The following is a 24926-nucleotide window of genomic DNA, read 5'->3' on the forward strand; positions in this document are numbered from 1 at the left end:
CGGCGCTTATAATTTCGGTAAAGTTGAACCGCCGTAAGGCATAACCAATACGGAGGCATTTGCACCTTTTTTTTCAAAAGCGGCATTAAAAGCCGTTTGAACCGTTTTAAAAGGCATAAAAAACAGTTTTTTTACAAAATCCTCTTCCATATCGGAAACCAAATAAATATCGGCATATTCAAGTACAAGAGCAATCGCCGCAGCCTTATGTCCGCCGAGCTTGAATTCCCGCTTTATACGCAGTACAAGATCCTCCGGTTTTTCGGCACTTGTCATCCACTCTTCAAAAACCTTTTCACCCAAACCTTCTTTGCAGGAACCGACAAGAATAATAATACCGCCGTCTTTTACCGCATGCTTGGCATTGTCCAAGGCTTTTTGAGTTTGATAGAGATTCAGATCCTTCGGCGCCCCTCCTTGAGAAACAACCACGATATCGGCTTTTTGTTTTATGCGCTTTCCGTATAAGGTATCCAAAAAGCGGCAGCCTTCGCGGTGGCTTTTTACCAAATCGCCGGCTACAGCATATATTATTTTTTTATGTTCGTCGAGTACAACATTGAGTATAAAATCGACGCCGCATATACGCGCCGCTTCTTCTATATCCTGACGAAGGGGATTCGTATCCAAATTGCCGGCACAGGCTTCTTTTTCTATCATCATGCGGTGATTCGATTGAATTGCATCCCGTGTAGAAACGCCGGGCATAATAGCTTTTGCGCCGCCGGAATAACCGGCAAAATAGTGATATTCGATATTTCCCAGGCAAATACGTTTATCCGCTTCGGCAACGGTGCGAACAATATCTACCGGCGTACCGCGAACAGTCGTTCCCAAATGAATACAGTCTTTTACGTCGCCGTCAATACATGCAATGCGTTTAAATGTTTCCTCACCCGCAAGCTTGATTTTTTCTTCATCGGTATGTTTACGATGACTGCCTAAAGCAAACACAAGGGTTACATCCTTATCGCTTACACCGGCCGCTTCCAATTCTTTAAAAAGAAAGGGCATAACGGCATAGGTCGGCATGGGACGTGTAATGTCGCTCGTAACGATTGCGATTTTTTCTCCGGGTTTTACCATATCGCGCAAACGCGGAGAGCCTATAGGATTTTCCAAGGCCCGGCTCACCGCTTCTTCGGCACTTAAAGACGTATCGATTTCATTCGGAACAAGAATTTCCGATACATTGGCATCCGGCACTTCCAGCGTCTGAAGTCCGTTACCGAAACCTAATTCAATTTTCATAAAATCCGTCTCCGATTAAGTACCCGCATAACCGCCGGAACGGGGAAACTTTTCGGCACCCGTACGCAAAGCTTTTACAACCGGAAGTTCTTCGCCGGTCAAAAAGCATATCAAAGCTCCTCCGCCGGTACAAATATATGAAATATCATCGGTTTTTCCGTATTTTGTCGTTGCCGTAATACTGTCGCCGCCGCCGACAACGGTAAAAGCCTTTGTTGCTCCGAGAGCATCCCATACTGCCTTGGTTCCGGCCTCCGTTGCGCTTTCTTCAAAAATTCCCATAGGACCGTTTACAAATACCGTTTTCGATTCAAGAATGATTTTTTTATACAATTCGGCGGTTTGCGTTCCGATATCGGTTAAAGCGGCCGTTTCGGGAACCCTTCCTAAAAGGGCTTCTTTACGCACACCGTTTTCCGTATAAGCGGCATCGAGGGGAAGCACAAAAAAGTCCTTATATTTTTTATATAACTCGGCCGCCTTGGGAATAAAATCGGCATAATTCGATTTTTCGATAAAATCCATACTCGCTTTGCCGATAAAATCTCCGCGGGCGGCAAGCATAATGTTGGCGACAAGACCGCCTGTCAATATGCGGTCGGGAACTTTTTTTTCAAGCACGCTTTCCATCATTAAAAAAGCATCGGCTATTTTTGCCCCGCCCAATACAAAGGTACAGGGCTTTTCCGAACTTTCAAGCAATTCGGAAATAATACAGTATTCTTTTTCAAACAAGCGTCCCATAGCCGAGGGCAGTACCTGTTCAAAACCGCATAACGAAGGCTGGTCGCGGTGGGCGGCGGCAAAGGCATCGCAAATATATAAATCGGCAAGAGGTGCCAATTTTTTTACGATAAGCGTTTGCGCCTGCTGTTCATGTGTTAAGCAAAGCTTTAATTCAAACAGCGTTTGTTCTTCCGATAAAAAGCGTACATTGTCCAAAAGCAAAATATCGCCGGAGTTCAGATTTTTAATTTTTTCCAAAGCGGCAGGACCGCACACGTCGGGAATAAAGTCAACCGGCTTTTTAAGCAAATCGCTTAATACCTTCGCATGCGGTTCCGTCGTATAAAAGTTTTTATATTCGATATCACTTCCCTGATGAATAAGGAGAACTGTTTTCGCCCCCTTTTCGGACAATTCGGTCAACGTCGGAACACAGGCCTCTATACGCGCAATGCTTTTTAAAGTCCCTTTTTCTCTGTCCACCGGCTGGTTCATATCCATGCGGCATAAAACGGTTTTACCCTTTAACTCAAAATCATCAAGTGTGTGTATACCGAAACGCATATTTTTCTCCTAAGTTAAGAAGTAACACCCAAAACGTATTTAAAAATTCCGTTTTGAGTGTTTGTCTTTTTTCAGCGGGTTTTTATTTTCAAATATTTGTTTGTCGCCGCGGTTCCGTCTTCGCCCTTTTCCTGCATTTTGCATGCGGCACGAATTGCATCCATCGTTTCGGGAATCGTAACGCTTTCCTGCGGAATGTTGATGGCAAACATAATATCGTTTCCGGTTTCGACTATACTGTCTTCCCATAAACCGATTTCATACATATCGCCGCGGGGATTGCCCAAATCGCGCGCATACTTAAAGAAAGAGGAGTTACCCATAAACCCTTCATCGATTGAAACGACACGGATACGCGGATGTTTGCGAAATGCTTCAAGTGCCTGCTCGCGCGTAATCTTTTGCTTTCCGGAGGCAACGACCGTAATGATATGACCGTGTGTAACGGGCGTATGCACCAAAATACCGGTTGCCTTAATATGGGGCATAATCGTCATCAAATCGACAGCCTGATGGGAAGGTGCCTTATCCATTTGCAAAGCGTTTGTCAAACCGCGGTGATAATCTCCCGGATCGGCAACGCGGCGGATAATAGTAATCGCAACCTTTTCAATGCCGTATGCACGGTCAAGACAGTCTACGGCGCGGATAAGACCGGTCGTGTTACAGCTGGTAAGCTTTAAATAGCGGGCACCTACGCCGAGGTTGTAGTTGGCATAACCGTGGAAAAAAACATCGGCAACCGAATTTTTTTCTCCGCCCTGAAAAACGGCTTTGACGCCCGCTTTTTCATACAGCTCTTTGTTTTTTATACCGACACCGCCGGGCGCCGAATCGAGCATAATATCAACCTTTCCGAGTAAATCGTTAAAACTTCCTTTTACGGGAATTGAGAGTGCATCAAAACGGCTTTTATCGGCTCCGTCAACAAGGTAGAGGTCATAGGGCATACCGCGCTCTTTTAAAGCCCTGATTGATAAAATCGGCGCCAAATCGGCAACACCGACCAATTCCATATCTTCCTGTAAATGCACACCGTCAGCCAAGCGTTGTCCGATAGTACCGTAACCGGCAACTCCGACTTTAATTTTTTCCATACAATCCTCCTTGAGTAAAATCATTTAAAATCACTATAGCATATTCAAAAACACACTTCGAATAATTTCTTATCAATTTATTATAACATAATGGTTAAATTTTTGCAATATTTTTATTAAAGTACGGACAGAACAATCTATCATTCCAAACACTTTACAAGTCAAGACACAAGTGATATGATAAAAGGGTTGTATAAAAGTCGGTTACTTTTTATTCAACCCGTCGAGTTTAAAATTAAGTCTTTACATTGCGGGAACTTAATTTTAAACATCGCATTCAAAATCGAGGAAGCTGTCCGAAACCCGAAGTTTTCGGATAGCCCGAACAGGGCGGAACGATTATGCGCTTGGAACGATTGAATTCTCTTGAAAATTACATTCTCGACAAAGGCACGGTATCACTGGAGGGTTTGGCGGATTATTTTAAAGTTTCGATTAACACCATTCGCAGAGATATAAATGAATTGCTTGCACGCGGTCAAATCAAAAAGGTATACGGCGGTGTTTCTTCACTGCATGAATCGGCTCCCCTTCCCATGTCGATACGGGCGGCAAAAAACAAAGAAGCAAAGCTGCTTATCGGACGTTTAGCATCCGGCTTTGTGGAAGACGGAGATTCCATCTTTTTGGATTCGGGCTCGACAACGCCCTACATTTTACCTGAAATCTCAAAGAAAAGCAACGTTATCGTCGTTACACACAGTTTAACCGCAATGTACGAAGCTTCAAAATACCCGTCTTTAAAAGTTATCGCCTTGGGCGGTATGTATAATCAATCGACATCTTCCTATGTGGGGATTTCCACGGTGGAAGCCTTATCGAAAATCAGTATAAATAAGGTATTTATTGCCGCAACGGGAGTTTCCCTTGAACACGGCCTTACAAATACAACTTACTTTGAAGCCGAAATAAAGCGCAAAGTTACGCAGTGCGGAAAAAAAATCATTTTAATGGCGGATCAATCGAAGTTTGATTCTTCGTCTACAATTTCGTTTTTCCATTTTGAAGATTTATACGCCGTGATTACCGATCAAAAGCCTTCGGTAGGCTACATGGAAGTTATAGAGCGCAACAACATACGGCTTTTATATGAAGATACAAAAGCCGTATAGGGAAGAAATTATATTACCTCATAAATTTTAATACGTGCTTTTCAAAGTTTCGATATTTTCTTCCAAAGTTGTATCAAGACCGAAACCGAGTTTTGCTGCTTTTTCAGAGTAATAAGTTTTAACATCCGACCATCTGTAATAAAAAGTATTTACGGGCTTAATGGATGCTGAAAAAGATACTTCTCTTTCATTCAACAGCATCTTTACGAGAGGTTCTTTATCTTCAGCAGTATATATTATCCATTCCACGTTTGCTGCCATCGGACCGTAATACCCCGCATCCCAATACTTTAGGGCTTTTGAAATATCTTCAGAAGAAACGGCCGATCTTCCTATTTCAAAAAATCCTACAAGAGGAACTACCGTTTCGGCATGACAGAAGTCGAACACTCCAAGATACGAGGACTCACCTTTTAAATATTTATCGACTTCGTTAATCATATTCTTTGCCAATGGAGCCATAATACTTAAAGCAATAGAATCTTTACCTGCACTGCCGGGGCCTTTTGAATAAAAAGATTGTGCATTTTGATAGTCTTCAAAAAATTGCAAGTCCGCTTTCGTAAAATATGTACTCATATCAACATCTGTAAGACCGTCAGTCTTCATTGCCGGCAACACGCTGTATATTTCCCATAAAGAATAAGCAGCAGTAACAATATCTTTAATAACAGTATCGTCTTTTTCACTCTTGAATTCAAATTCGCCCTTATCTATTTTAGTCAGAAATTCGGGTTTAAAAAATGGAGCAATAACTTTTTTGGCTATAATTTCAGCATCATTTGTTCTGCTGAAAGCATCAATTTTTTCATGCCATTTACCCGCTTTTTTATATTTTTTATATTTTGCAGCCATATCAAAAGGCCTTAAATACGGATCTGTATTTTTTTTACTATGGGTAAGGGTTATTTCTCCTTTGTATCCGGTTTTTTCCAAACCTTTTAAGAAGTTTTCTCTTGATTCCCAGGTCCTTTCTTTGTAGGTGGCTTTAGCCAATAACGGCCTATTGCTGCTGAATAAGTCTTTATATAATACGCCCGTTCTATTACCGATTCCGTAAAGTTCATCCTTACCCAAACTTGTCAATAATCCATAACGATTTTGTTCATGTGTAATAACCTTTTGAATTTCTTTTAAAAGAATTTTACCTTTTTCTGTCAGCTGCCCTTTCGATTCAGCAAAAACAAGCATATCCGACCAAGCTTTATCATACTTAAAACTCGACAAATTTCTTGAGCCGTGACGATTCACCCAATAAATAAAATTCACTTTGTAACCTGCCGGTATTGATGTCAGAGCAGCCTTCCCCGGTCCCGGATACGGAATTTTAGATCCCAAGTACATATTATACATAGGATAATCTTTTTTTGCCTCGATGCCGCCATAATTATTCAAAGCAAAAAGTGACACAGATAACAATACTAAAAAAGCCACACATACATTTTTCTTCATTTTTAAGCGTTGAACATTTCCCATATCATCCTCCAAAAAAATCCTTATAAAAAAGAAATAGCAAAAAAAATACAAGCATTCGGCAGCAATCCCGAATACTTGTATTCTATCCTATTTTTGCTGAATCGACAGCCAAAAATCGCTGACTTCCCGCAGTTTATAATAAATATCCGTTCTATCAATATCAGGTATATTTATTTCGGAAAGCGGAATCGGATCAACAGGTGTTACATCATCTCTCAACGGCCAACCTCCGATTGTATTAAAGGGATAAAAACCCGGTCCTTGTCCATCCGCTTCACCCATGAGCCAGCGTATCAAGAGTTTTGCTCCCGCAGGATGGGGAGCTTCATTAACTATATAGAGCGTATTTAACCCTGCCAAGCCGGTATTGGGAGTGATTTGTGAAACAACTTGCAATGCATAACCTTTGTCTTTACGATCACGCATTCGTGAAGAAGCGGCAAAAGCAAGAGGGGGATGTTCCTGCCCACGAATACCGACTGCTTCTGCCAACTCTGCATTTGAACTGATAAAAACCGGATCATTTTCCATAAATCTTTTAAGAAATTCATATCCTGCATTTTGCGTACCGTGCAGCGTAATATCTTCGCCAAAAACACGTTTATAATCATCGGCAAAAGCATCAGCATCCAATACAATTCCTGCATAAATACACATATGTGAGTGATTATCCAGAGGGTTGATAAGCAGGATTCGACCCTTCCATTCCGGCTTGGTTAAGTCCCACCAGCTGCTGATCGGAGGTCCGTCCGGATAAGCTTCATCATTATAAAACCACTCGGTTAATTCCATAAAAAACGGCATTGCGTATCGGCAATACTTAGGGTCAATATGTTTTATGATATCCGCCGGTTTATAATTGTGTAACTTTCCTTTTTGTACATAATCAAGGTACAACGAGTGATCTTGATCTTTGATGTGAATTACATCAGCGGTCCGTATTCCGGAGTCATACTCTCTGGAGATTTTTTCCAAAACTTCATTTGTCGGAAGGTTATACACTTCCAGTGTTACACCCGGATACTGCTTTTCAAAACTGTCTTTTACATTCCGCATACGCCCTGCAATTGAATAAATAACAACCTTACCTTCTTTTTTTGCTTTTTCATAAAGCTGTTCCGGAGTTTCATTCTTATACAAGCCGACTTCTTTTGCCCACCCTGAGATTTCAGGCTGGCCGGAATCCGGAAGTTTTTCCGTTCCTTTTCTGCAGCTTATCGCTCCACAAAGAAACAACAAACAAAAAGAGAAAACAAAAATATTTTTATTCATTATAATGCCTCCTTGTAAATCCCCTTTTATTTTTGCTGAATCGACAGCCAAAAATCGCTGACTTCCCTGATCGCATTATAAATCTCGCTCCTGTCTATTTTCTGAACATTAATTTCTGAAAGCGGAGTCGGGTCAACTGCTTCCACATCATCGCGAACAGGCCAGCCGCCGATTGTATTAAACGGTTTAAAACCGGGGCCTTTACCGTCCGCTTCACCCATAAGCCAGCGTATTAACAGTTTTGCTCCGGCAGGATGAGGAGCTTCATTGACAACATACAATGCGTTTAAGCCGGGAATACCGGTATGCGGCGTAATCTGTGAAACCGTTTGTATAGCAAAATTTTTTGATTTACGTTCTCGCATTTTTACCGAGGATGCATACGCAAGCGGAGGATTCGTCTGTCCGCGTGTTCCTACAGCCTCCACTAATTCCGAACCGGAACTCATAAAAATAATATCATTCTCGACAAGACGTTTCAGCAATTCATAACCGGCATTCTTTGTTCCATGCAGTGTAATTTCTTCATGAAAAATCCTTTTATAATCGTCCGCTAAAGCTTGCGAATCTAAAACAAGACCTGTAATTACCGCTAAATAAGTTAAATTATCCAACGGATTAGCCATTAATATCTTTCCTTTCCACTCCGGTTTAGTTAAGTCCCACCAACTGCTGATCGGAGGTCCGTTAGGATATGTTTCATCATTATAATACCAGGCTGTTTGATCCAAATAAAACGGCATTGTTTTTTGACAATAAAAAGGGTCTATGTGTTTTGTGATATCGGACGGTTGATAATTATGAAATATTCCGTTTTGAACAAATTCAATATATAAGGAACCGTCCTGATCTTTTATATGAACCACATCTGCAGTACGAATTCCCGCATCATATTCACGAGTGATTTTTTCCAATAACTCATTATTCGAAATATCATAAGCTTCAACAACTATACCGGGATATTGTTTTTCAAAACTTTCCTTTACCTTTTTCATTCTGCTTGAAACTGAATAAATTACAACCTTCCCCTCTTCTTTTTTTGCCTTTTCATAAAGCTGTTCCGGAGTTTCATCTTCATACAAACCGACTTCTTTTGCCCAACCCGAAATTTTAGGTTGACCGACCTCCGAAGTCTTTTTCATTCCCTTTCCGCAGCCTATTAGACCACAGAGTAACAACAAACAAAGAGAGAAAACAAAAATTCTTTTACTCATTATGATGCCTCCTTGTAAATACTCCTTTATTTTTGCTGAATCGACAGCCAAAAATCACTGACTTCTTGCAGTTTATAATAAATATCCGTCCTATCAATATCAGGTATATTAACTTCGGAAAGCGGAATCGGATCAACGGGTGTTATATCATCTCGCAACGGCCAACCGCCGATTGTATTAAACGGTTTAAAACCTGCCCCCTTGCCGTCTGTTTCACCCATAAGCCAGCGTATCAAGAGTTTTGCTCCCGCAGGATGGGGTGCTTCATTAACGATATAAAGCGTATTTAACGCAGACAAACCGGTATTCGGAGTGATCTGTGAAACGACTTGCAATGCATAGCCTTTTTCTTTTCGTTCGCGCATTTTTGAAGAAGCTGCATACGCAACAGGAGGCCGTTGTTGTCCACGAGTACCGACAGATTCAACCATCTCTGAACTTGAACCGCTATAAACAGGATCATTTTCCATTAAGCGTTTAAGAAATTCATATCCTGCATTTTGCGTACCGTGCAGCGTAATATCTTCGCCAAAAACACGTTTATAATCATCGGCAAAGGCATCGGCATCCAATACAATCCCTGCATACACACACATATAGGAGTGATTATCCAGCGGGTTTGTAAACAAAACCTTTCCTTTCCATTCCGGCTTTGTTAAGTCCCACCAGCTGCTGATCGGAGGTCCATCCGGATAAGCTTCATCATTATAAAACCATTCAGTTAGCTCCATATAAAACGGCATTGCATATCGACAATATTTAGGATCAATATGTTTTATAATATCCGCCGGTTTATAGTTATGAAACTTTCCTTTTTGTACATAATCAAGGTACAACGAGTGATCCTGATCTTTGATATGAATTACATCAGCAGTCCGTACTCCCGAATCATACTCTCTGGTAATCTTTTCAAGCACCTCGTTTGTACGCAGAGTATACACTTCCAGTGTTACACCCGGATATTGCTTTTCAAAACTTTCTTTTACTTTTTTCATACGTGCTGAAATTGAATAAATAACAACATTTCCTTCTTTTTTTGCTTTTTCATATAATTGTTCCGGAGTTTCATCTTCATATAAACCGACTTCTTTTGCCCAGCCCGAAATTTCAGGCCGACCGGCATCTACCGTCTTTTCCGTTCCTTTTCCGCAGCCTGTTATTCCCCAGAGAAGCAACAAGCAAAGAGAAAAAACAAAAATATTTTTATTCATGATTATTCCTCCAAATCGGTCGCCTCTATTTTTGTTGAATCGACAACCAGTAATCGCTCACGTCCCGCAGTTTATAATAGATTTCGGTTTTATCTATATCCTGAATATTAATTTCCGAAAGCGGAACGGGATCTACTCCTTCCACATCATCGCGGAGGGGCCAGCCGCCGATCGTATTAAAGGGTTTAAAGCCTGCACCTTTGCCGTCCGCCTCCCCCATAAGCCAGCGTATCAACAATTTTGCTCCTGCAGGATGAGGCGCTTCGTTGACAATATACAAGGTATTTAAACCGGACAAACCCGTGTGCGGAGTAATTTGCGAAACAACCTGTAATGCATATCCCTTTTCTTTACGCTCACGCATTTTTGAAGAAGATGCATAGGCAATCGGAGGATTCTTTTGACCGCGCGTACCTACCGCTTCAACCATTTCCGAACTTGAACTTATATAAACGGGATCATTTTCCATTAAGCGTTTAAGCAGTTCATAGCCGGCATTCTCAGTACCATGAAGTGTAATTTCTTCGCCGAAAACACGCTTATAGTCTTGGGCAAGTGCTTCGGCATCCAAAACAAGGCCGACATAAATACACATGTGAGAATGATTATCCAAGGGATTTGTAACAAGGATTCTTCCCTTCCATTCCGGCTTGGTTAAGTCCCACCAGCTGCTGATCGGAGGACCGTCAGGATAGGCTTCGTCATTATAGAACCATTCATTCAACTCCATATAAAACGGCATTGTCTTTTGGCAATATTTAGGATCGATATGTTTAATAATATCAGCCGGCTTATAAGTATGAAATTTTCCTTTTTGTACGTAATCAAGATATAGAGAGCCATCCTGATCTTTAATGTGAATTACATCGGCAGTTCGTACTCCCGAATCATATTCTCTGGAAATTTTTTCAAGGACTTCGTTTGTCGAAAGGTTATAAACTTCAAGGGTCAAACCGGGATATTGCTTTTCAAAACTGTCTTTTACTTTTTTCATACGTGATGAAATAGAATATATAACAACGGTTCCCTCTTTTTTTGCCTTTTCATACAATTGTTCAGGCGTTTCATCTTCATAGAGAGCAACTTTTTTTGCCCAATCAGTCGTTTCTCGATTTTCGGGCTTTTCTTTTTTAGTGCAAGAAATTGTTCCTGCAATAAATATCGCCGCCACCAATACAATAAAAATTTTCCTTTTCATGAATCTTTCCTCCTTATTTTGAAAGCTTAATGATATTTCCCGTTACATCATCAAAAACATTTATATGATCCGGATCAATTTTTAAATGAACGGTATCATTACTGCGGTAATTACTGATACCCAGTTCTTTTGCAAGAAGAGTGGATTTATCCGCTTTTAACTGTATTAAAGTTTCAGAACCGGCAGGCATACTCGTATAAACCGCAGCAGGAATTCCGGCTTCCCCCCTATTCTGTAAAATTGCAATTTGTTCGGGACGAATGCCGAGTTGACAATCAAACGGTGTAGTTGGAAGTTCGGAAATAAAATCGGCAGGACTAAAGATGAATTTTCCAAAATCGGATACGGCAATAATTTTACCGTCATAAAGCTCAGCCCGTGCTTTTAATAAATTAATACGCGGATTACCGATAAAATCGGCGACACGTAAATTTAACGGATTGTTATAAACATTCATCGGTGAATCAACCTGTGCTAAAACTCCTTCGAAAAAAATTGCAATACGTGTGGACATGGTTAAAGCTTCGACTTGATCATGGGTTACATAGATTACCGTTGTTCCCAACTCTTCGTGCAAACGTTTTATCTCCGAACGCATATCTACGCGTAATTTTGCATCGAGATTAGAAAGCGGCTCATCAAGAAGAAGCAAGTCAGGTTCCGAAACAATTGCCCGTGCAATCGCAACCCGTTGCTGCTGTCCTCCTGAAAGCTCGGACGGATAGCGTTTTATAAATTCTTCTATCCTCATCCGTTCAAGTGCATTCTGAACCTTTTTTTTAATTTCATCCCGCGGAATACGTTTTACCGTCAAACCGAAGGCAACGTTATCAAATACGGTCATATGCGGCCAAAGGGCATAACTTTGAAAAACAAGATTAAGGCCGCGTTTGGACGGCGGGGCAAAATAATATTCTTCAGCATTAACAATCTCTTCACCCGCCATTAAAATCCGGCCGGTTTGCGGTTTTTCCAAACCGGAAACAACCCGCAGCGTTGTGGTTTTTCCGCAGCCGGAAGGCCCTATCAACGTCATAAATTCACCGTCATTTATCGTAAGATCCAAGTCCTTTAATACATGATTTTTTCCGTAAAATTTATTTATTTTTTTCAATTCTATCTTACTCATATTATCCTCCTATTCCTGATGAAAGATCCGCATTGCTGATAAGATTTGTAATAAGATACACCAGCAATACAATGGCAAACATAATAACCGCAACAACATTGGAAAATTGCGGGAAATTACCGTTCGCATACGAAAATGCCATATAAGGCAATGTTCCCAATTTCGGCGTAATTACAAGAATAATCAAATCCAGCTCTTTCATAATGCTGATAAAGATAAGCATAAAGCCGGACAAAAAACCCGCCTTTGAAAGAGGAAACACAATCCGTGCAAATCTTTTTGCGAAAGACGCACCTGCAATTACCGCAGCCTCTTCAAGCTCAATGCCTATTTGAAGCATATTACTCGTACCGGCACGACAGGAAAACGGCAAATGTTTTACCACACTGACCAATACCAGTAATGCAAATGTGCCGTAAAGAGACGGAAGTAACAAATGCGGCCGGGAAAACATTGAAAGATAAATAGCTCCGAATGCAATTGACGGAATCAAATACGGTAAAAAGGTTAACTGTTCAACGGCTCGTCCGGAAACAGTCCCCCGCCCGCGGGACACAATGTAACCTAAAAGTTGTCCGCAAACGGTAGCTACAATTGCAGTTGTAAATACAAGGCGTAGGGTATTCCAAACACTTTGCCAAAAGATGGGATTCTTAAATACACCGGGTTCATTTTCAAAAATCATGGGATTGGGATTTCCGATCCAATAATGGAGTGTAAAGTTTGCTAATGAGTAGTCTCCGCCTTTTAACATAAAAGTCTGTAACAACAAGATCAACAACGGCAAAAAAACACCTATACCGATAAAGAGGAGTAAAACAAATAAGATAGGATATTTTGCTTTTCCCAATGCTATGGGCGTGGTTCGTCCGCCCTTGCCTCCTATAGTAGCAAAAGATTTTCGTGAACCGATAACCAATTGATTAACGTACACCGTTATTGCGGCAATTGAAATTAAAATTAAACTCATAGCAAAACCGGTATTGGTTTGCCGCTGTCGTATATTTGAATAGAGCATTGTAGAAATTGTATAATAATTTATTTTCATTCCGAGAAAGGCGGGAACACCGAATGTACCGATTGACTTTGAAAAGGTTAAAATAAATGATGAAAGCAAAGCCGGAAGAATTAACGGAAACGTAATTTTTCGTAAAATCTTTACTTTACCGGCACCGACAATTTCTCCCATTTCTTCAAGCTCGCTGTTGATTGAACGCAAGGCTGCCGACACAAGCAAATACGAATAAGCATAATAATGAAGAGACAATACTAATATAATAGCAATGGGACCGTATGCAAGCCAATCCGGCACGGAAATACCCATAGCGGAAAGGAATCCCGAAGAACCTCCCACACGTTCGTTTTTAAAGACTGTCAACCATGCCAATGACTTACACCAGGAAGGCAGCATATACGGAATGATTACAATAAGGGAAAGTACTTTTTTCCACGGAAGATCGGTACGAATCATCAGCCACGCTAAAGTTGAGCCGAAAAGAATGGAAATTACGGAAACACTCATCCCTATTAATAATGAATTCCGCAATGGAACATATAAAAGCGATTTGCTTAAATTTGAAAATAATACTCGCTTCCAATGAAATAGAGTAAAATCCCCTGCTTCCGCACCGCGAATTTGACGAAGATCCGCCTGTGATACTAAAAAGGTTGTTTTAATCATCTCAAACAACGGAACCAAAATCAAATACGATAACGCAATCAATGCTAAAATAACAATTATATTATAGGGGTTTGTTACGGCTTCGTGCATTCGATTTTTTAGTCTACGTAAATTTGAATAAGAACAATCATTCATATGCTTTCACTCCCTTTTCTTTTTCAAGAATTGTTACAATTTCACTTAAATCTTTAATAAGATAATCCGCCTCGGTTTCATCACCGGTTAATCGTTGCTCCTCCTCTGCATATGATTTAATTCTGAACGTCATTCCATACCCTGCAGCACGGGCACCTTTGACATCCTTATCAATCGTGTCACCGACATACGCACATTCCGCTGCCTGCACATTGAGGTCTCGAGCGGCAATTTGAAACAGAATCGGGTCCGGTTTTTTAAAACCGTGCAAACTCGAAAGTCCCACATACTCAAAAAAATCAAAGATTTTATATTCATGTAGCGTCCACAAAACCTGCACAAGCGAAGGAGTGTTACTGATAACGCCCAGTTTATATCCGGCTTTTTGTAAAGCAGTCAACATCTCGACTGCATGAGGACGCAATTCACGGTGATGAAAGTGGGTTTCCCATATATGGGTCAGTCTTTCACTGATAGCTTGTAAAATACGTCTGTCAATTTCCGGATAATCACGCAAACGATATTTATCCCAAACCTCAAAGGGCATTAATTCGATATTATTCTCGTCGCTGAATTTTTTATAATCCCCGTATGATCGAATAACCTTTTCGGAAAATTCGGCAGGGTCGCACTCAAGGGTAATACCGTGACGCTTCATATACTCCAATAAAGTTTTTGCATTTTCCAATCGTGTTTCGGGAGTATTGTAAATATCCTCAAGAGTTCCTCCCATGTCAAAAATTACAGCTTTGATCATCTCAAAATTCCTCCTTACAAGTTCAAGCTTTAAAACACGCAAAAATCGGCAACAATTGCATCATGGTCCGAAATTTGAGTTCCCTGCCATTCGGCATATTTATTTTTTGTTCCCAATTTATTTTCATCAAAGATAGCAGTAATTACATGCGGATTTGTACCGGTACAACCGCGTGCAAAAAACCAATCCAAGTTAAGAAGTAAATCTTTTTCCCCCTGGATCGGTTTGCGCCGTGTAGTTTTATCAATCAAATTACAACAGGTATAATCAAAGCCGTGTTGAGCGGCATAAAGTAAAAGCGGTTCTATTTTTTCAACTTCACGTATACGGCGTTTTTGTTCCGCCGGATTGCGTGCAAGCATAGGAGCTTCATTATTATCGGCACCGTTCATACAGTTTGTGTTCATATCACCGCCGATAATTACCGGGATATTACCGAAAAAAGCTTCCACACCCTCTAGAAGACATTTCATCTGTTTTAAACGCCCGTCAGGCGTTGTGCGATTTTCAAGATGAGCGCTTGAAAGACCGATTTTTTTACCGTTCCACTCAACTGCCGCACATACGGCATTCCGGCTTCCGGAACGCGGCTGTTCACTGTGCTGCCAATTGTAAACGCTCGGCAGCCGAATTACCTTTGACTCAAGGATCGGGAGACGGGAGAATATTACATTACCGTGTAATCCTTCTTTATTTTCACTATCAGGGGTTTTTAAATAAGCGAATTCAATACCGTAAGCATAATTAAAGCCGTTTTTTTCAGCAATAAGAGCGGCAATATTTCGATTTTCGGTACGTTTCATGCCCCAATCGACTTCATTGGCGAGAATAACATCGGTATTTTTAAGCAACGGATGTTCCCTTAGATAGATTAAAAGAGGTTCAATTCCAAAACCTCTTTCTATATTAAAAACAACAATCCGTAATTTTTCAGTTGAAATATTTCTCGAGGATATATGATTAACAACGACAACTTCATTTAATATTGAATCTGAAGCTATCGCATTTTGAAGAGATAGAAAATCCGACATCAATCTCCTCCCTTATCTTTTTTATCGATATACAAATCCTGCATAAACGATAACTTCTCGATCGGAAGAGTTCTACAGAAGTCGTTGATATAATAATTTTTACAATAAACTGTTATACCGGCAGTATTTTCCGGAATAACACAACTTAATATCCTCCTTTCCATTTGCTCTCCTTTCAATTTTATACCGGTCTTCGATCTGTTCATAAAATATGACACAGACAAAATACTTACAATATTAAATACAAGGCGCAAATCAACTAGCAACTAAAATGTAATTAATGAAATATTCTTTTTTTTATCGAAATAATTCTCCCTCAATTAATTTTATCGTTAATCCGTATTACGGACAAAACGAACAAAAAAACCGGGATTGATACACAGTCGGGGCGGTATCAATCACCGGCAGCGATACCCGTTCTCAGCTTTTTACTTTTACGGGAACGCCTTCCTTATCGCTCGATTCCTGTGCAGCAAGCGCAATGAGAACCGGCTGCAAGCCGTCAAAGGCACCGACAGAGGGATTTTTTTTCTTTAAGCAGGCATCGACAAATTCTTTCGCTTCCAAAATATAGGCATCGTTATAGCGCTCAAGAAAAAAATGCAGGGGTTTTTCGCGGTTAACGCCTTTTTCGCTGTATACAACCGTATTGTTTGCCGTTTCGTTGTCGGCGATTATCTGCCCTTTTGAGCCGAACACTTCAACACGCTGATCATAACCGTACGAAGACTGGCGGCAGTTGTCTATAACGCCCAAGGTACCGTTTGCAAAGCGCAGGGTAATAACGCAGGTGTCCACATCGCCCGCTTTTCCGATAGCCGGATCTACCAAACAGGTTCCCACTGCGCTTACTTCCGTAACTTCGCTTCCGGAAAGATAGCGCATCATATCGAAATCGTGAATGGTCATATCGGCGTAAATACCGCCTGAAACCTTTATGTACTCGACCGGAGGCGGAGCGGGGTCGCGTGAAGTAATTTTTATAACGCGCACTTGACCGACCTCTCCTTTTTTAACGGCTTCTTTTACACGGCGGAAATTGCGGTCAAAGCGGCGGTTAAAGCCTACCTGATACCTTACTCCGCTTTTTTCGACAATATCGAGTACCGATTTTATTTTCTTTATATCGTGGTCTATCGGCTTTTCGCAAAAGATATGTTTTCCCGCTTTTGCCGCCGCAATCGAAATTTCCGAATGGGTGTCGGTTGAAGAGCAGATAAAAACCGCGTCAACGTTGGGGTCGGCCAAAAGATCGGCATAATTATCGTACACCGACGCAACCCCTAAAGAAGCGGCAAGCTCTTGTGCATATTTTTTATTTACATCGGATATAGCTGTAAGCTTTGCTCCCGGAACCCGTGTTGCCAAATTGGAAGCATGAAGCTTTCCGATACGACCGGCGCCTATAACGCCGATTTTTAATTCCTTTTTCATCTTTCCTCCTAAGGGGATAAAGAGCCGGTTCTAATACCGGATTTTAATCCCTTCGTTTATAAACCCGGTTTAATATTTGCGGGCGGTTTTTATATGTTCAAGCTGCTCGCGGCAGGCATCCTTATTCGCTTTACGATTCGATACTTCGGCAAAGCCTACCCGCCACCATGAACCGTAGCCGTCAGTCATCGATTTGGGCAGTACCTTAATATCAAAAAGAACCGGAACATCTTTTACTCTTTTTGCTTCGCTAAGGGCTTTTTTCAAATCTTCTTCGGTACGGATCGTCCAAGCCTTTGCCCCGTAACCGCGGGCAATCGCGGCATAGTCAACGTGTAAAAAATCACCCTTGTGCCGGTTATCATCGGAACGGTAGCGCAATTCGGTGCAAAGGGTTTCATTGCCCTGTCCGACTTGTAAGTTATTGATACAGCCGAAACTCGCATTGTCGAATAAACACACGTTGATTTTTTTGCGTTCCTGTACGGCAGTCAGCAATTCCGAATGAAGCATAACAAAGCTGCCGTCGCCGGCCATCGAATATACTTCTTTTTCGGGTTCGGCAATCTTTACACCCAAGGCCCCGGAAACTTCATAACCCATGCACGAATAACCGTATTCCATATTATAGGTGTCGACTGCACGGGGACGCCACATACGCTGCATACAGCCGGGCAAACTTCCCGATGCGCCGATAACGACCGCGTTTTTATCGGTTAATGTATTTATAAGAGCGAGCGCTCGGGTTTGCGTTAAGCTTGTGCCGACATTTTTTGCAAAGCGTTTTGCCGATGCCGCATTGGCGTCATTGATGTTCGGCACATAATCCGAGCCGGCACACAACGAATCCAAGCGGTCAAGCTCCTGAATCCACTTGTCTTTTGCCGCCTTAATATCGTCATCATACGAAGCCTTATAGCCTTTTAAGAGCTTTTTTAATTCTTTTAAAGCACTCTTTGCATCGGCGACAACCTGCACCGCATCGAGCTTTGCGGCTTGAAAGGCGGATATATTGATATTTACAAAGCGCGCTTTTTCATTAAACAGCCATTTGGAAGATGTCGTAAAATCGGTATAACGGGTTCCCACGCCGATAATGAGGTCGGCATCTTTGGCAATTTCGTTTGCGCAGGAAGTTCCCGTAACGCCGATACCGCCGAGATTATAAAAATCGCTCCATACAACCGCGCTTTTCCCCGCTTGCGTTTCGCCGAAGGGAATGCCGAAAGTTTTTGAAAAGGATGCAAATTCGGCATGAGCTTCCGAATAGCGCACACCGCCGCCGCAAATCAGCATGGGGCGCTTAGCCTTTTTAATGAGTTCGGCAGCCCGTTCCAACGCTTCTTTTTCCGCAGGACGGCGGCCGATATAATGCACACGTTTTTCAAAAAACGAAACGGGATAATCGTATGCTTCGCCTTCGGTATCCTGCGGCAAAGCTATACAAACCGCGCCCGTGTCGGCAGGATCGGTTAATACGCGGAAAGCGTTTATCAAAGCCGACATAAGCTGTTCGGGACGCACGATACGGTCCCAGTACTTACACACGGGGCGGAACGCATCGTTCGTTGAAAGCGATAAATCGTGAGATTGCTCTATTTGCTGTAAAACGGGATCCGGCTGACGGCAGGCATACACATCGCCGGGTAATAAAAGTACGGGAATATTATTCGCCGTAGCCGTAGCCGCAGCGGTTACCATATTGGCAGCACCCGGCCCGACCGAAGAGGTTACGGCAAATATCTGCTTGCGCTTGCTTTGCTTTGCAAAGGCGACCGCGGCATGAGCCTGCCCCTGCTCGTTTTTTCCCTGATAGATTTCGAGGCGCTTTGCTTCCTGACTGACAGCCTGTCCCAAACCGACGACATTTCCGTGTCCCGGCAGCATAAATATACCCCTTACAAAGGGCTGCTCCTTATTATCCCAACATATGTACTGATTTTCCAAAAACCGTACCAAGGCTTGCGCCGTTGTCAAGCGTACCGTATCCATCTTAAACCTCTTTGAATATATGTTCGTTTGCATCGGCTTCCCACAGCCATGCGTGTTCTTTATCGTCTATGCGCGTTTTTTTCCACGGGTCGCCGTCCAAATGCCGGATACCCCATACATAACACATCGCGTAACCGGGGGCGGCGCCTTGAGAATGAAAGCCGTTTGTAATAACGGTTAAGCCGTTATGCCCCGACCTGAAGATTTCTCCGCCGGCAAAACTGACGCCGAACCCCTGCGGTTTATCGAAACGGTGAAAATACACTTCCGGCTGCGGGTGATGGTGCGGCGGATAAGACGACCATTTTCCGGGAAAATTCAGCACTTCGCCGAGTACCATATTCGAATAAGGCGCATTATCGTAATCAAAAAACGTTTTTATTTCACGGCGCATACAGCCGAGTAATTCTCCTTTGTTTCCGGCATGCTGAACGATTACGTCCGAGGGACTGTACAGTTTTGATTCAAAGCTGCGTTCGTTTTTTGTCGTTTGAACATACAGTTCGCTTTTTTCGGCTGCGGTAATCGTAACATCGGTACCCCTGCATACATGCAGACACCATGCCTCTTCTTCAAACTCGTTTTTGCGGCTGCATTCCTGTTCACGCCCCTCCCACTTAAAGCGGACTTTTCCCGAAAAAAGCAAAAAAGCGGCTTCGGATTCGGCATCGGAAAAAGAAAAATCATCTCCCGCTTCCAAAATCAAAAGTCCCACATCCATCATTGTACCGTAATCATCTTTTGAAGAATCGATATAAGCATTATAGCCTTTTACGGCGTTTTTTTGTAAATACACAACCCCTCCATATTGCAACAAGGTCTTTGATTATATCAGTATAATATTTATGGATAAAACTGTAAATGTTATATACAGGCTACCATGACTTTACCATGATGTCAACATTTTTTTTCAAAAATACTCCCCCAAAAACAAAGATATAACCAAAGATACCACCAAAACATACTTAAAAAAGTTTCTCTTTATTTTTGCGTAATTTTCCGGGCGTGATTGATTCATATTTTTTAAAAACCCGAATAAAAGAAATATCACTTGAAAATCCCACAGCAGCGGCAATTTCTTTGATATCTGATTCGGTCGTCATAATAAGTCGTTTTGCCGTTTCTATGCGCAGCTGCGTAATATATTGTACGGTTCCGATATTATAAATATTTTTAAATACGGTAGATAAATAAGAATTACTGATTTTCAACTCTTCCGCAATACGGTATGTCCCGAACATAGGATCTTTGAAATCACGCTCAATTATCCGTTTTGCCTTTTCCGCCAAACGAGTTCCCGACGGCTCATTTTTTCGAAGTATTTGTATAAGCCGCAAACAACGGTTTTTTAAGTCTGCAGGTGTATCGAATGAAAAAGTCTTTTTTATATCAAAAAATTTATTCTTATCGGCGGTGGATAAACAATCAAGAAGGATACGTTTAACAGGTTCAAATACATATTCCATTTTCGAATGCGGACATCCCGCCAAATGCGGATTATCGAAAATTTCAGAAATAAAGGACGCCGCACTCAAATAATCATGTTTATAAAGAGCATCTCTGAAATCATTATAGCCGTAATCATCAACAACATCGAATTTATTGTAACAAAAGACCGTATCTCCTACAGACTGTTTTTGTTCGGTAGCAGCCCATACGGCCTCCGTATAACTTTTAGGAATATCAATTAATTTATCATAGCATAAGCCTATACCTATGGAAGGACATGCTTTTTCAAAAAACACGGAGCCGACTTGCTGCATGATTTCACAAAAAAAATAAGGAGTTGAAAATTCCTGAATATTAAGAAGAATAATATATGTATCGGCCTTATAAGAAACGATAGCCTCAAATTGATGCTCTCTAAAAAAAGAAATTAAATCTTTTTTTAACTCAGGATTGTCTTCTTTTACATTCGTAATCACACATACAGTAAAAAACGGTAATTCGAAAATAATATCATATTGGCGAGATTTTAAAAATGCATCGGTTTCCGTTATGCAAGGGGTTTCAATCATATCCGCTAAGAATAAACCGTTCAAAATATCCTGTTGTAACTGCAGTTTTGCTATCTGTATATCTTTTTGATTTATCAAATCATCGATTTTTGTTGAAATGGCTTTTATTGTATCCTGCTCCAAAAAAGGATCAATGCCTACCTGTTTTGACAATAGGTTTAAAGGTTTTAGATTCCTGAGACTGATGAAGTATGAAAGATATAATGCGGCAAAGCATATAGCAAAGAAAGACAAGACGCATATGCCTAAGAGGATATACAGAGGGCTGAATATATCAACATATGAATAAAGAGACACATACTGCAAGCGAGGAGAAACCGAAGAAGTTAAAGCGAGAACATCCGTTGAGCGGTTCTTTACGGAAGCAGGGTTCAGGTCAATGATATCAACCAATTCCGAAGAACCGGTATAATTTATTAATTTTTCGTTATACAGGATACCATAGGCGTGATAATTCATATCTGAAGATATATTTTCGGTTACATTCCTGAGCAGCTCATTTGTATTCACCTTCACAACAATGCAGCCGACCTTTTCACCTTTGTAAAATAATATTTTTAAATAATAGAATCCGAATATCTCATCCGCCTTTGAAACAATAAATCCATCGCTGTCTTTAATAATACCATTCCAGCAATCGTTATATATCAGACAGTCTTTTTGCAAAAACCGATACGACTGTGCAGGGAAACACCCCAAATCACCCAATATCAGAGCCGCCTTCGGATAATAAATATAAATACTGTCTATAACGGCATTTATACTTTTATAATCCTGTAATTGATTTGTCAGCGTATATAAGTCCGGTGAATATACATCTATCTTATGTTTAAATTTTTTAAGACAAATATTAACCGGATGTAAATCAAGACCGAAAACATATTTTTGCATTTCCAACAGTTTGGAATCAATAGTCTTTCTAGTAAATTCCGCAGTATTTTTCGTGTTAACAATAAGTGTATCTCTCAGAGAAAGTAAAATGAAAGTTAAAACGATTGAACAAAAGAAAAGAACAAAGGCGGCAACAAGCATTATAGATTTTATCCATTGCCGACTCGTCTTAGGAATTTTTCTAAACATTCTTGCCTCATCAAACAAAAGCTGTTAAGAAGAAAAGCTATTTTACACCTTTATCCCTTATACATTGATTAATCTTATAACGTAATTGAGTTAAATATTCTTTTTCAATCGGATATTTTTTAAAGGTCAAGATATAATCAAGATCTTCATGAATTATATTACAAACTTTTTCACGCCCGATAAGCGTCTCTAACTTTTGTAGGGCACATATATCCGCAAAGGCCTCCATTTGTATTTCATTTCGAATAGAAGAATATACCCCTGTATCATCCGCAGGATAAACCAAAAATGCATCCCCGGACGGAAATTCCGAACCGCAATCGGTAACGATAAACGGGTTTATATGCTTTCGTGAATACTGTGTGTTATAAAAATTAAATCCCCAATGTAAAAATCCTTTGATATCATATAAATAAAGTAAAACACCCATAATTCTGTTTCTGGAACACGGCATAGCAAAAAATCTGTTCGGAACTTCAACACTTTGAGCAACACAATAATATACCCAGAGGTTATCCGCCTTATTGTCTATAAAAGGTTGAATATGATCGTTTGAAGGAATAGGATTTTCAACAATACCTCTTTCATAAAATTCGTAACTTGAAAGAGCATCAATGACCGTATAGCCATGCAGTAAGGGCTTTATAATTTCTTTTGCATTCAGATACGTTTCCATATCCCGTTCACACGGTTCGTCAGACACATGAAAGACAATATGTTCTTTATCAAAACCTTGCGCATGTAAACATTTTAAAAGTTCCGGAATGAACATCGACAAAAAAAGTTTATATTCGGGGTCGGACGCCGATACATGCCAGCCGAAAAGCTTTGTCTCTATACCGTCAACAGAAACAATTATTTTTGGGGTCGCCTTCGCTCCCCACTGTGTAAAAAAATGTGCAATTTCAAGATACGCGACTCCTTCCTGCTTGCATAATTTACACCAACGTTCCAACAACGTAAAATCAAACGAATATATTCCCTTCTTTTTTTCAATGGAAACAAGCTGCGTTGTTGTTCTCTCACCGCCTATCGCCGTATCGAGGGGCGGGGTAAAAACAGGTGTTAAGAGCATATTTACTCCGCAGTCATGTACTGCCGCATGAATAAAATTGGCAATGATTTTCCAATGGGCTTCGGAAAACACGGGAACCTTGTAATAGTCTGCAAGGCAATCGGCATAAAACCATTCGGTATGAATTAATTTTTGCTCAGGCAATTTACAATTTATTACTTCAATATCTACATATAAGTCCCGAACGGAAACCGAGTCTCTTTCCCGACGAACGCTAATGCAAAGACGATAAATACCGGGTTTCGCAGATGACAAATCCGCATCAATCCACAAACTTCTGAACTGCTCGGCAACAGGCTTAATTTTACCGGATGAAGGCACAAGTAAATCGGGATATAAGCCCGGAACGGTTCTTAAATAGTTTTTATCACGTTTTTCCGGGACAGGATAATGCGAAGGAAGCAATACAACATCACGCAAGCGGATAGGCGCATCAATTCCGGATGCAGTAACACAAAAAGTATCGGCAGGCATGTTTCCGAGCTCACCGTGAAGTGAATATACAAGCTGAAATGCTATTCGATCACCTATCAAAGCATTCAAAGAAAGGTTTGATAAAGGTTCGGGTCTTTGATCAAGAAAAACTTTTTCCAGAGAAGAAACTAAAAAAAATTCGAATGCCGCCATACATATCTCCTTTTAACAATCAACCTTTTATTCCGCTTAATGCAATACCTTCAACAAATTGCTTTTGTAACACAAGATATAACAAAAACGGCGGCATAAATGTCAACGTTGCGCCGGACATTACCAAGCCGTAATTTGTTCTATAACTGTTTTTCAATGCGGCAATAGCCAATGTTAATGTTTTCATATGCGGTTTTGAAGCAATAACCAAGGGCCACAAAAAATCATTCCAGCTCGTTATAAAAGTAAAAATAGTTAATGATACCAAAACAGTCATTATCAAAGGTAAAACTAAAGAAAAAAATATCCGATGCTCGGAACAACCGTCAATCCGTGCCGCTTCCAATAAATCATCCGGAACGCTTTCCATAAACTGTTTAACCAAGAAAACACCGAATGCATTAACAACAGGAAAAATAAGCGCAGGATACGTATTCAATAATCCTAATGCCTTCATAATAAGAAAAACCGGCACCAGAGTAACCTGTCCCGGTATCATCAGCGTAGCGATATATAAAGCAAATAATACATCACTACCCTTAAATTTTTTCTTTGCAAAAACATATGCCGCCATAGAACTGAACAATGCATTAAAAAAACAGGCACAGCTTGTAACAATAAAACTGTTACGCAGATTAACAATGATATTAAAATTTTTAAAAACCCTTACATAATTCACAAAGCTGAATTCGGATATCTTAAAATCAAAATTCAATATCGTTTTTTGTGTAAGCGAAACTAATGCCATATATATAAAAGGGAAAAGTGCCGAGAGCGAGCACAAAAAGAGCATTATAGCGGCAAATGAATAGAAAACATAATCTCTCTGCTTCATTTTTTTACTTC

General features: G+C 40.7%; 19 protein-coding genes. 1 reads left to right on the forward strand and 18 read right to left on the reverse strand.

Annotated features, from left to right (window positions below; all coding sequences use genetic code 11):
* Positions 1–6: 6 nt before the first annotated feature.
* From larA to V1L52_RS11870, 3 genes are all read right to left on the reverse strand, one after another.
* A complete protein-coding gene (gene larA / locus V1L52_RS11860) occupies positions 7–1251 on the reverse strand; it encodes a nickel-dependent lactate racemase (RefSeq protein ID WP_428769940.1) in 1245 nt (414 codons plus the stop codon).
* 15 nt (positions 1252–1266) lie between these two features.
* Positions 1267–2541, reverse strand: coding sequence for a phosphoglycerate kinase (locus V1L52_RS11865; RefSeq protein ID WP_428769942.1), 1275 nt, complete (start codon positions 2539–2541; stop codon positions 1267–1269).
* A 71-nt stretch (positions 2542–2612) separates the two neighbouring features.
* Positions 2613–3638 (reverse strand): type II glyceraldehyde-3-phosphate dehydrogenase, encoded by a 1026-nt coding sequence (locus tag V1L52_RS11870; protein WP_428769944.1) that lies wholly within the window; start codon positions 3636–3638, stop codon positions 2613–2615.
* 341 nt (positions 3639–3979) lie between these two features.
* Here V1L52_RS11870 and V1L52_RS11875 point away from each other — a divergent pair, with 341 nt between their 5' ends.
* Positions 3980–4750: a DeoR/GlpR family DNA-binding transcription regulator gene (locus tag V1L52_RS11875; protein WP_428769946.1), complete on the forward strand. Its 771-nt coding sequence runs from the start codon at positions 3980–3982 to the stop codon at positions 4748–4750.
* Between the two features lie 27 nt (positions 4751–4777).
* Here the strand turns inward: V1L52_RS11875 and V1L52_RS11880 are convergent, their stop codons facing one another.
* From V1L52_RS11880 to V1L52_RS11950, 15 genes are all read right to left on the reverse strand, one after another.
* The gene (locus V1L52_RS11880; protein WP_428769948.1) at positions 4778–6226 is read right to left on the reverse strand and encodes a histidine-type phosphatase; all 1449 of its coding nucleotides are present in this window, start codon (positions 6224–6226) and stop codon (positions 4778–4780) included.
* A gap of 87 nt (positions 6227–6313) precedes the next feature.
* The gene (locus tag V1L52_RS11885; protein WP_428769950.1) at positions 6314–7498 is read right to left on the reverse strand and encodes an ABC transporter substrate-binding protein; all 1185 of its coding nucleotides are present in this window, start codon (positions 7496–7498) and stop codon (positions 6314–6316) included.
* A gap of 26 nt (positions 7499–7524) precedes the next feature.
* Positions 7525–8712, reverse strand: coding sequence for an ABC transporter substrate-binding protein (locus V1L52_RS11890; RefSeq protein WP_428769952.1), 1188 nt, complete (start codon positions 8710–8712; stop codon positions 7525–7527).
* A gap of 26 nt (positions 8713–8738) precedes the next feature.
* Positions 8739–9923, reverse strand: coding sequence for an ABC transporter substrate-binding protein (locus V1L52_RS11895; RefSeq protein ID WP_428769954.1), 1185 nt, complete (start codon positions 9921–9923; stop codon positions 8739–8741).
* 25 nt (positions 9924–9948) lie between these two features.
* Positions 9949–11121: an ABC transporter substrate-binding protein gene (locus V1L52_RS11900; protein WP_428769955.1), complete on the reverse strand. Its 1173-nt coding sequence runs from the start codon at positions 11119–11121 to the stop codon at positions 9949–9951.
* Between the two features lie 13 nt (positions 11122–11134).
* Positions 11135–12250, reverse strand: coding sequence for an ABC transporter ATP-binding protein (locus V1L52_RS11905; protein WP_428769957.1), 1116 nt, complete (start codon positions 12248–12250; stop codon positions 11135–11137).
* 1 nt (position 12251) lies between these two features.
* Positions 12252–13772 (reverse strand): ABC transporter permease, encoded by a 1521-nt coding sequence (locus tag V1L52_RS11910; protein ID WP_428769959.1) that lies wholly within the window; start codon positions 13770–13772, stop codon positions 12252–12254.
* A 286-nt stretch (positions 13773–14058) separates the two neighbouring features.
* On the reverse strand, positions 14059–14823 hold the full coding sequence (locus V1L52_RS11915; RefSeq protein WP_428769961.1) for an HAD family hydrolase: 765 nt from the start codon (positions 14821–14823) through the stop codon (positions 14059–14061).
* Between the two features lie 29 nt (positions 14824–14852).
* The gene (locus V1L52_RS11920; protein WP_428769963.1) at positions 14853–15854 is read right to left on the reverse strand and encodes an endonuclease/exonuclease/phosphatase family protein; all 1002 of its coding nucleotides are present in this window, start codon (positions 15852–15854) and stop codon (positions 14853–14855) included.
* A 420-nt stretch (positions 15855–16274) separates the two neighbouring features.
* Positions 16275–17288 (reverse strand): inositol 2-dehydrogenase, encoded by a 1014-nt coding sequence (gene iolG, locus V1L52_RS11925; RefSeq protein ID WP_428769965.1) that lies wholly within the window; start codon positions 17286–17288, stop codon positions 16275–16277.
* 69 nt (positions 17289–17357) lie between these two features.
* Positions 17358–19280 (reverse strand): 3D-(3,5/4)-trihydroxycyclohexane-1,2-dione acylhydrolase (decyclizing), encoded by a 1923-nt coding sequence (iolD, locus tag V1L52_RS11930; RefSeq protein WP_428769967.1) that lies wholly within the window; start codon positions 19278–19280, stop codon positions 17358–17360.
* Between the two features lies 1 nt (position 19281).
* A complete protein-coding gene (locus V1L52_RS11935) occupies positions 19282–20076 on the reverse strand; it encodes a 5-deoxy-glucuronate isomerase (protein ID WP_428769969.1) in 795 nt (264 codons plus the stop codon).
* Positions 20077–20245: 169 nt separating this feature from the next.
* Positions 20246–22189, reverse strand: a complete 1944-nt coding sequence (locus V1L52_RS11940; protein WP_428769971.1) for a helix-turn-helix domain-containing protein — start codon at positions 22187–22189, stop codon at positions 20246–20248.
* 226 nt (positions 22190–22415) lie between these two features.
* Positions 22416–24080, reverse strand: coding sequence for a DUF4091 domain-containing protein (locus V1L52_RS11945; protein ID WP_428769973.1), 1665 nt, complete (start codon positions 24078–24080; stop codon positions 22416–22418).
* A 19-nt stretch (positions 24081–24099) separates the two neighbouring features.
* Positions 24100–24915, reverse strand: a complete 816-nt coding sequence (locus V1L52_RS11950) for a carbohydrate ABC transporter permease (RefSeq protein WP_428769975.1) — start codon at positions 24913–24915, stop codon at positions 24100–24102.
* Positions 24916–24926 lie beyond the last annotated feature (11 nt).

Origin of the sequence: Treponema sp. HNW (genome assembly GCF_050320395.1) — a bacterium.
Lineage (GTDB): Bacteria > Spirochaetota > Spirochaetia > Treponematales > Treponemataceae > Treponema_C.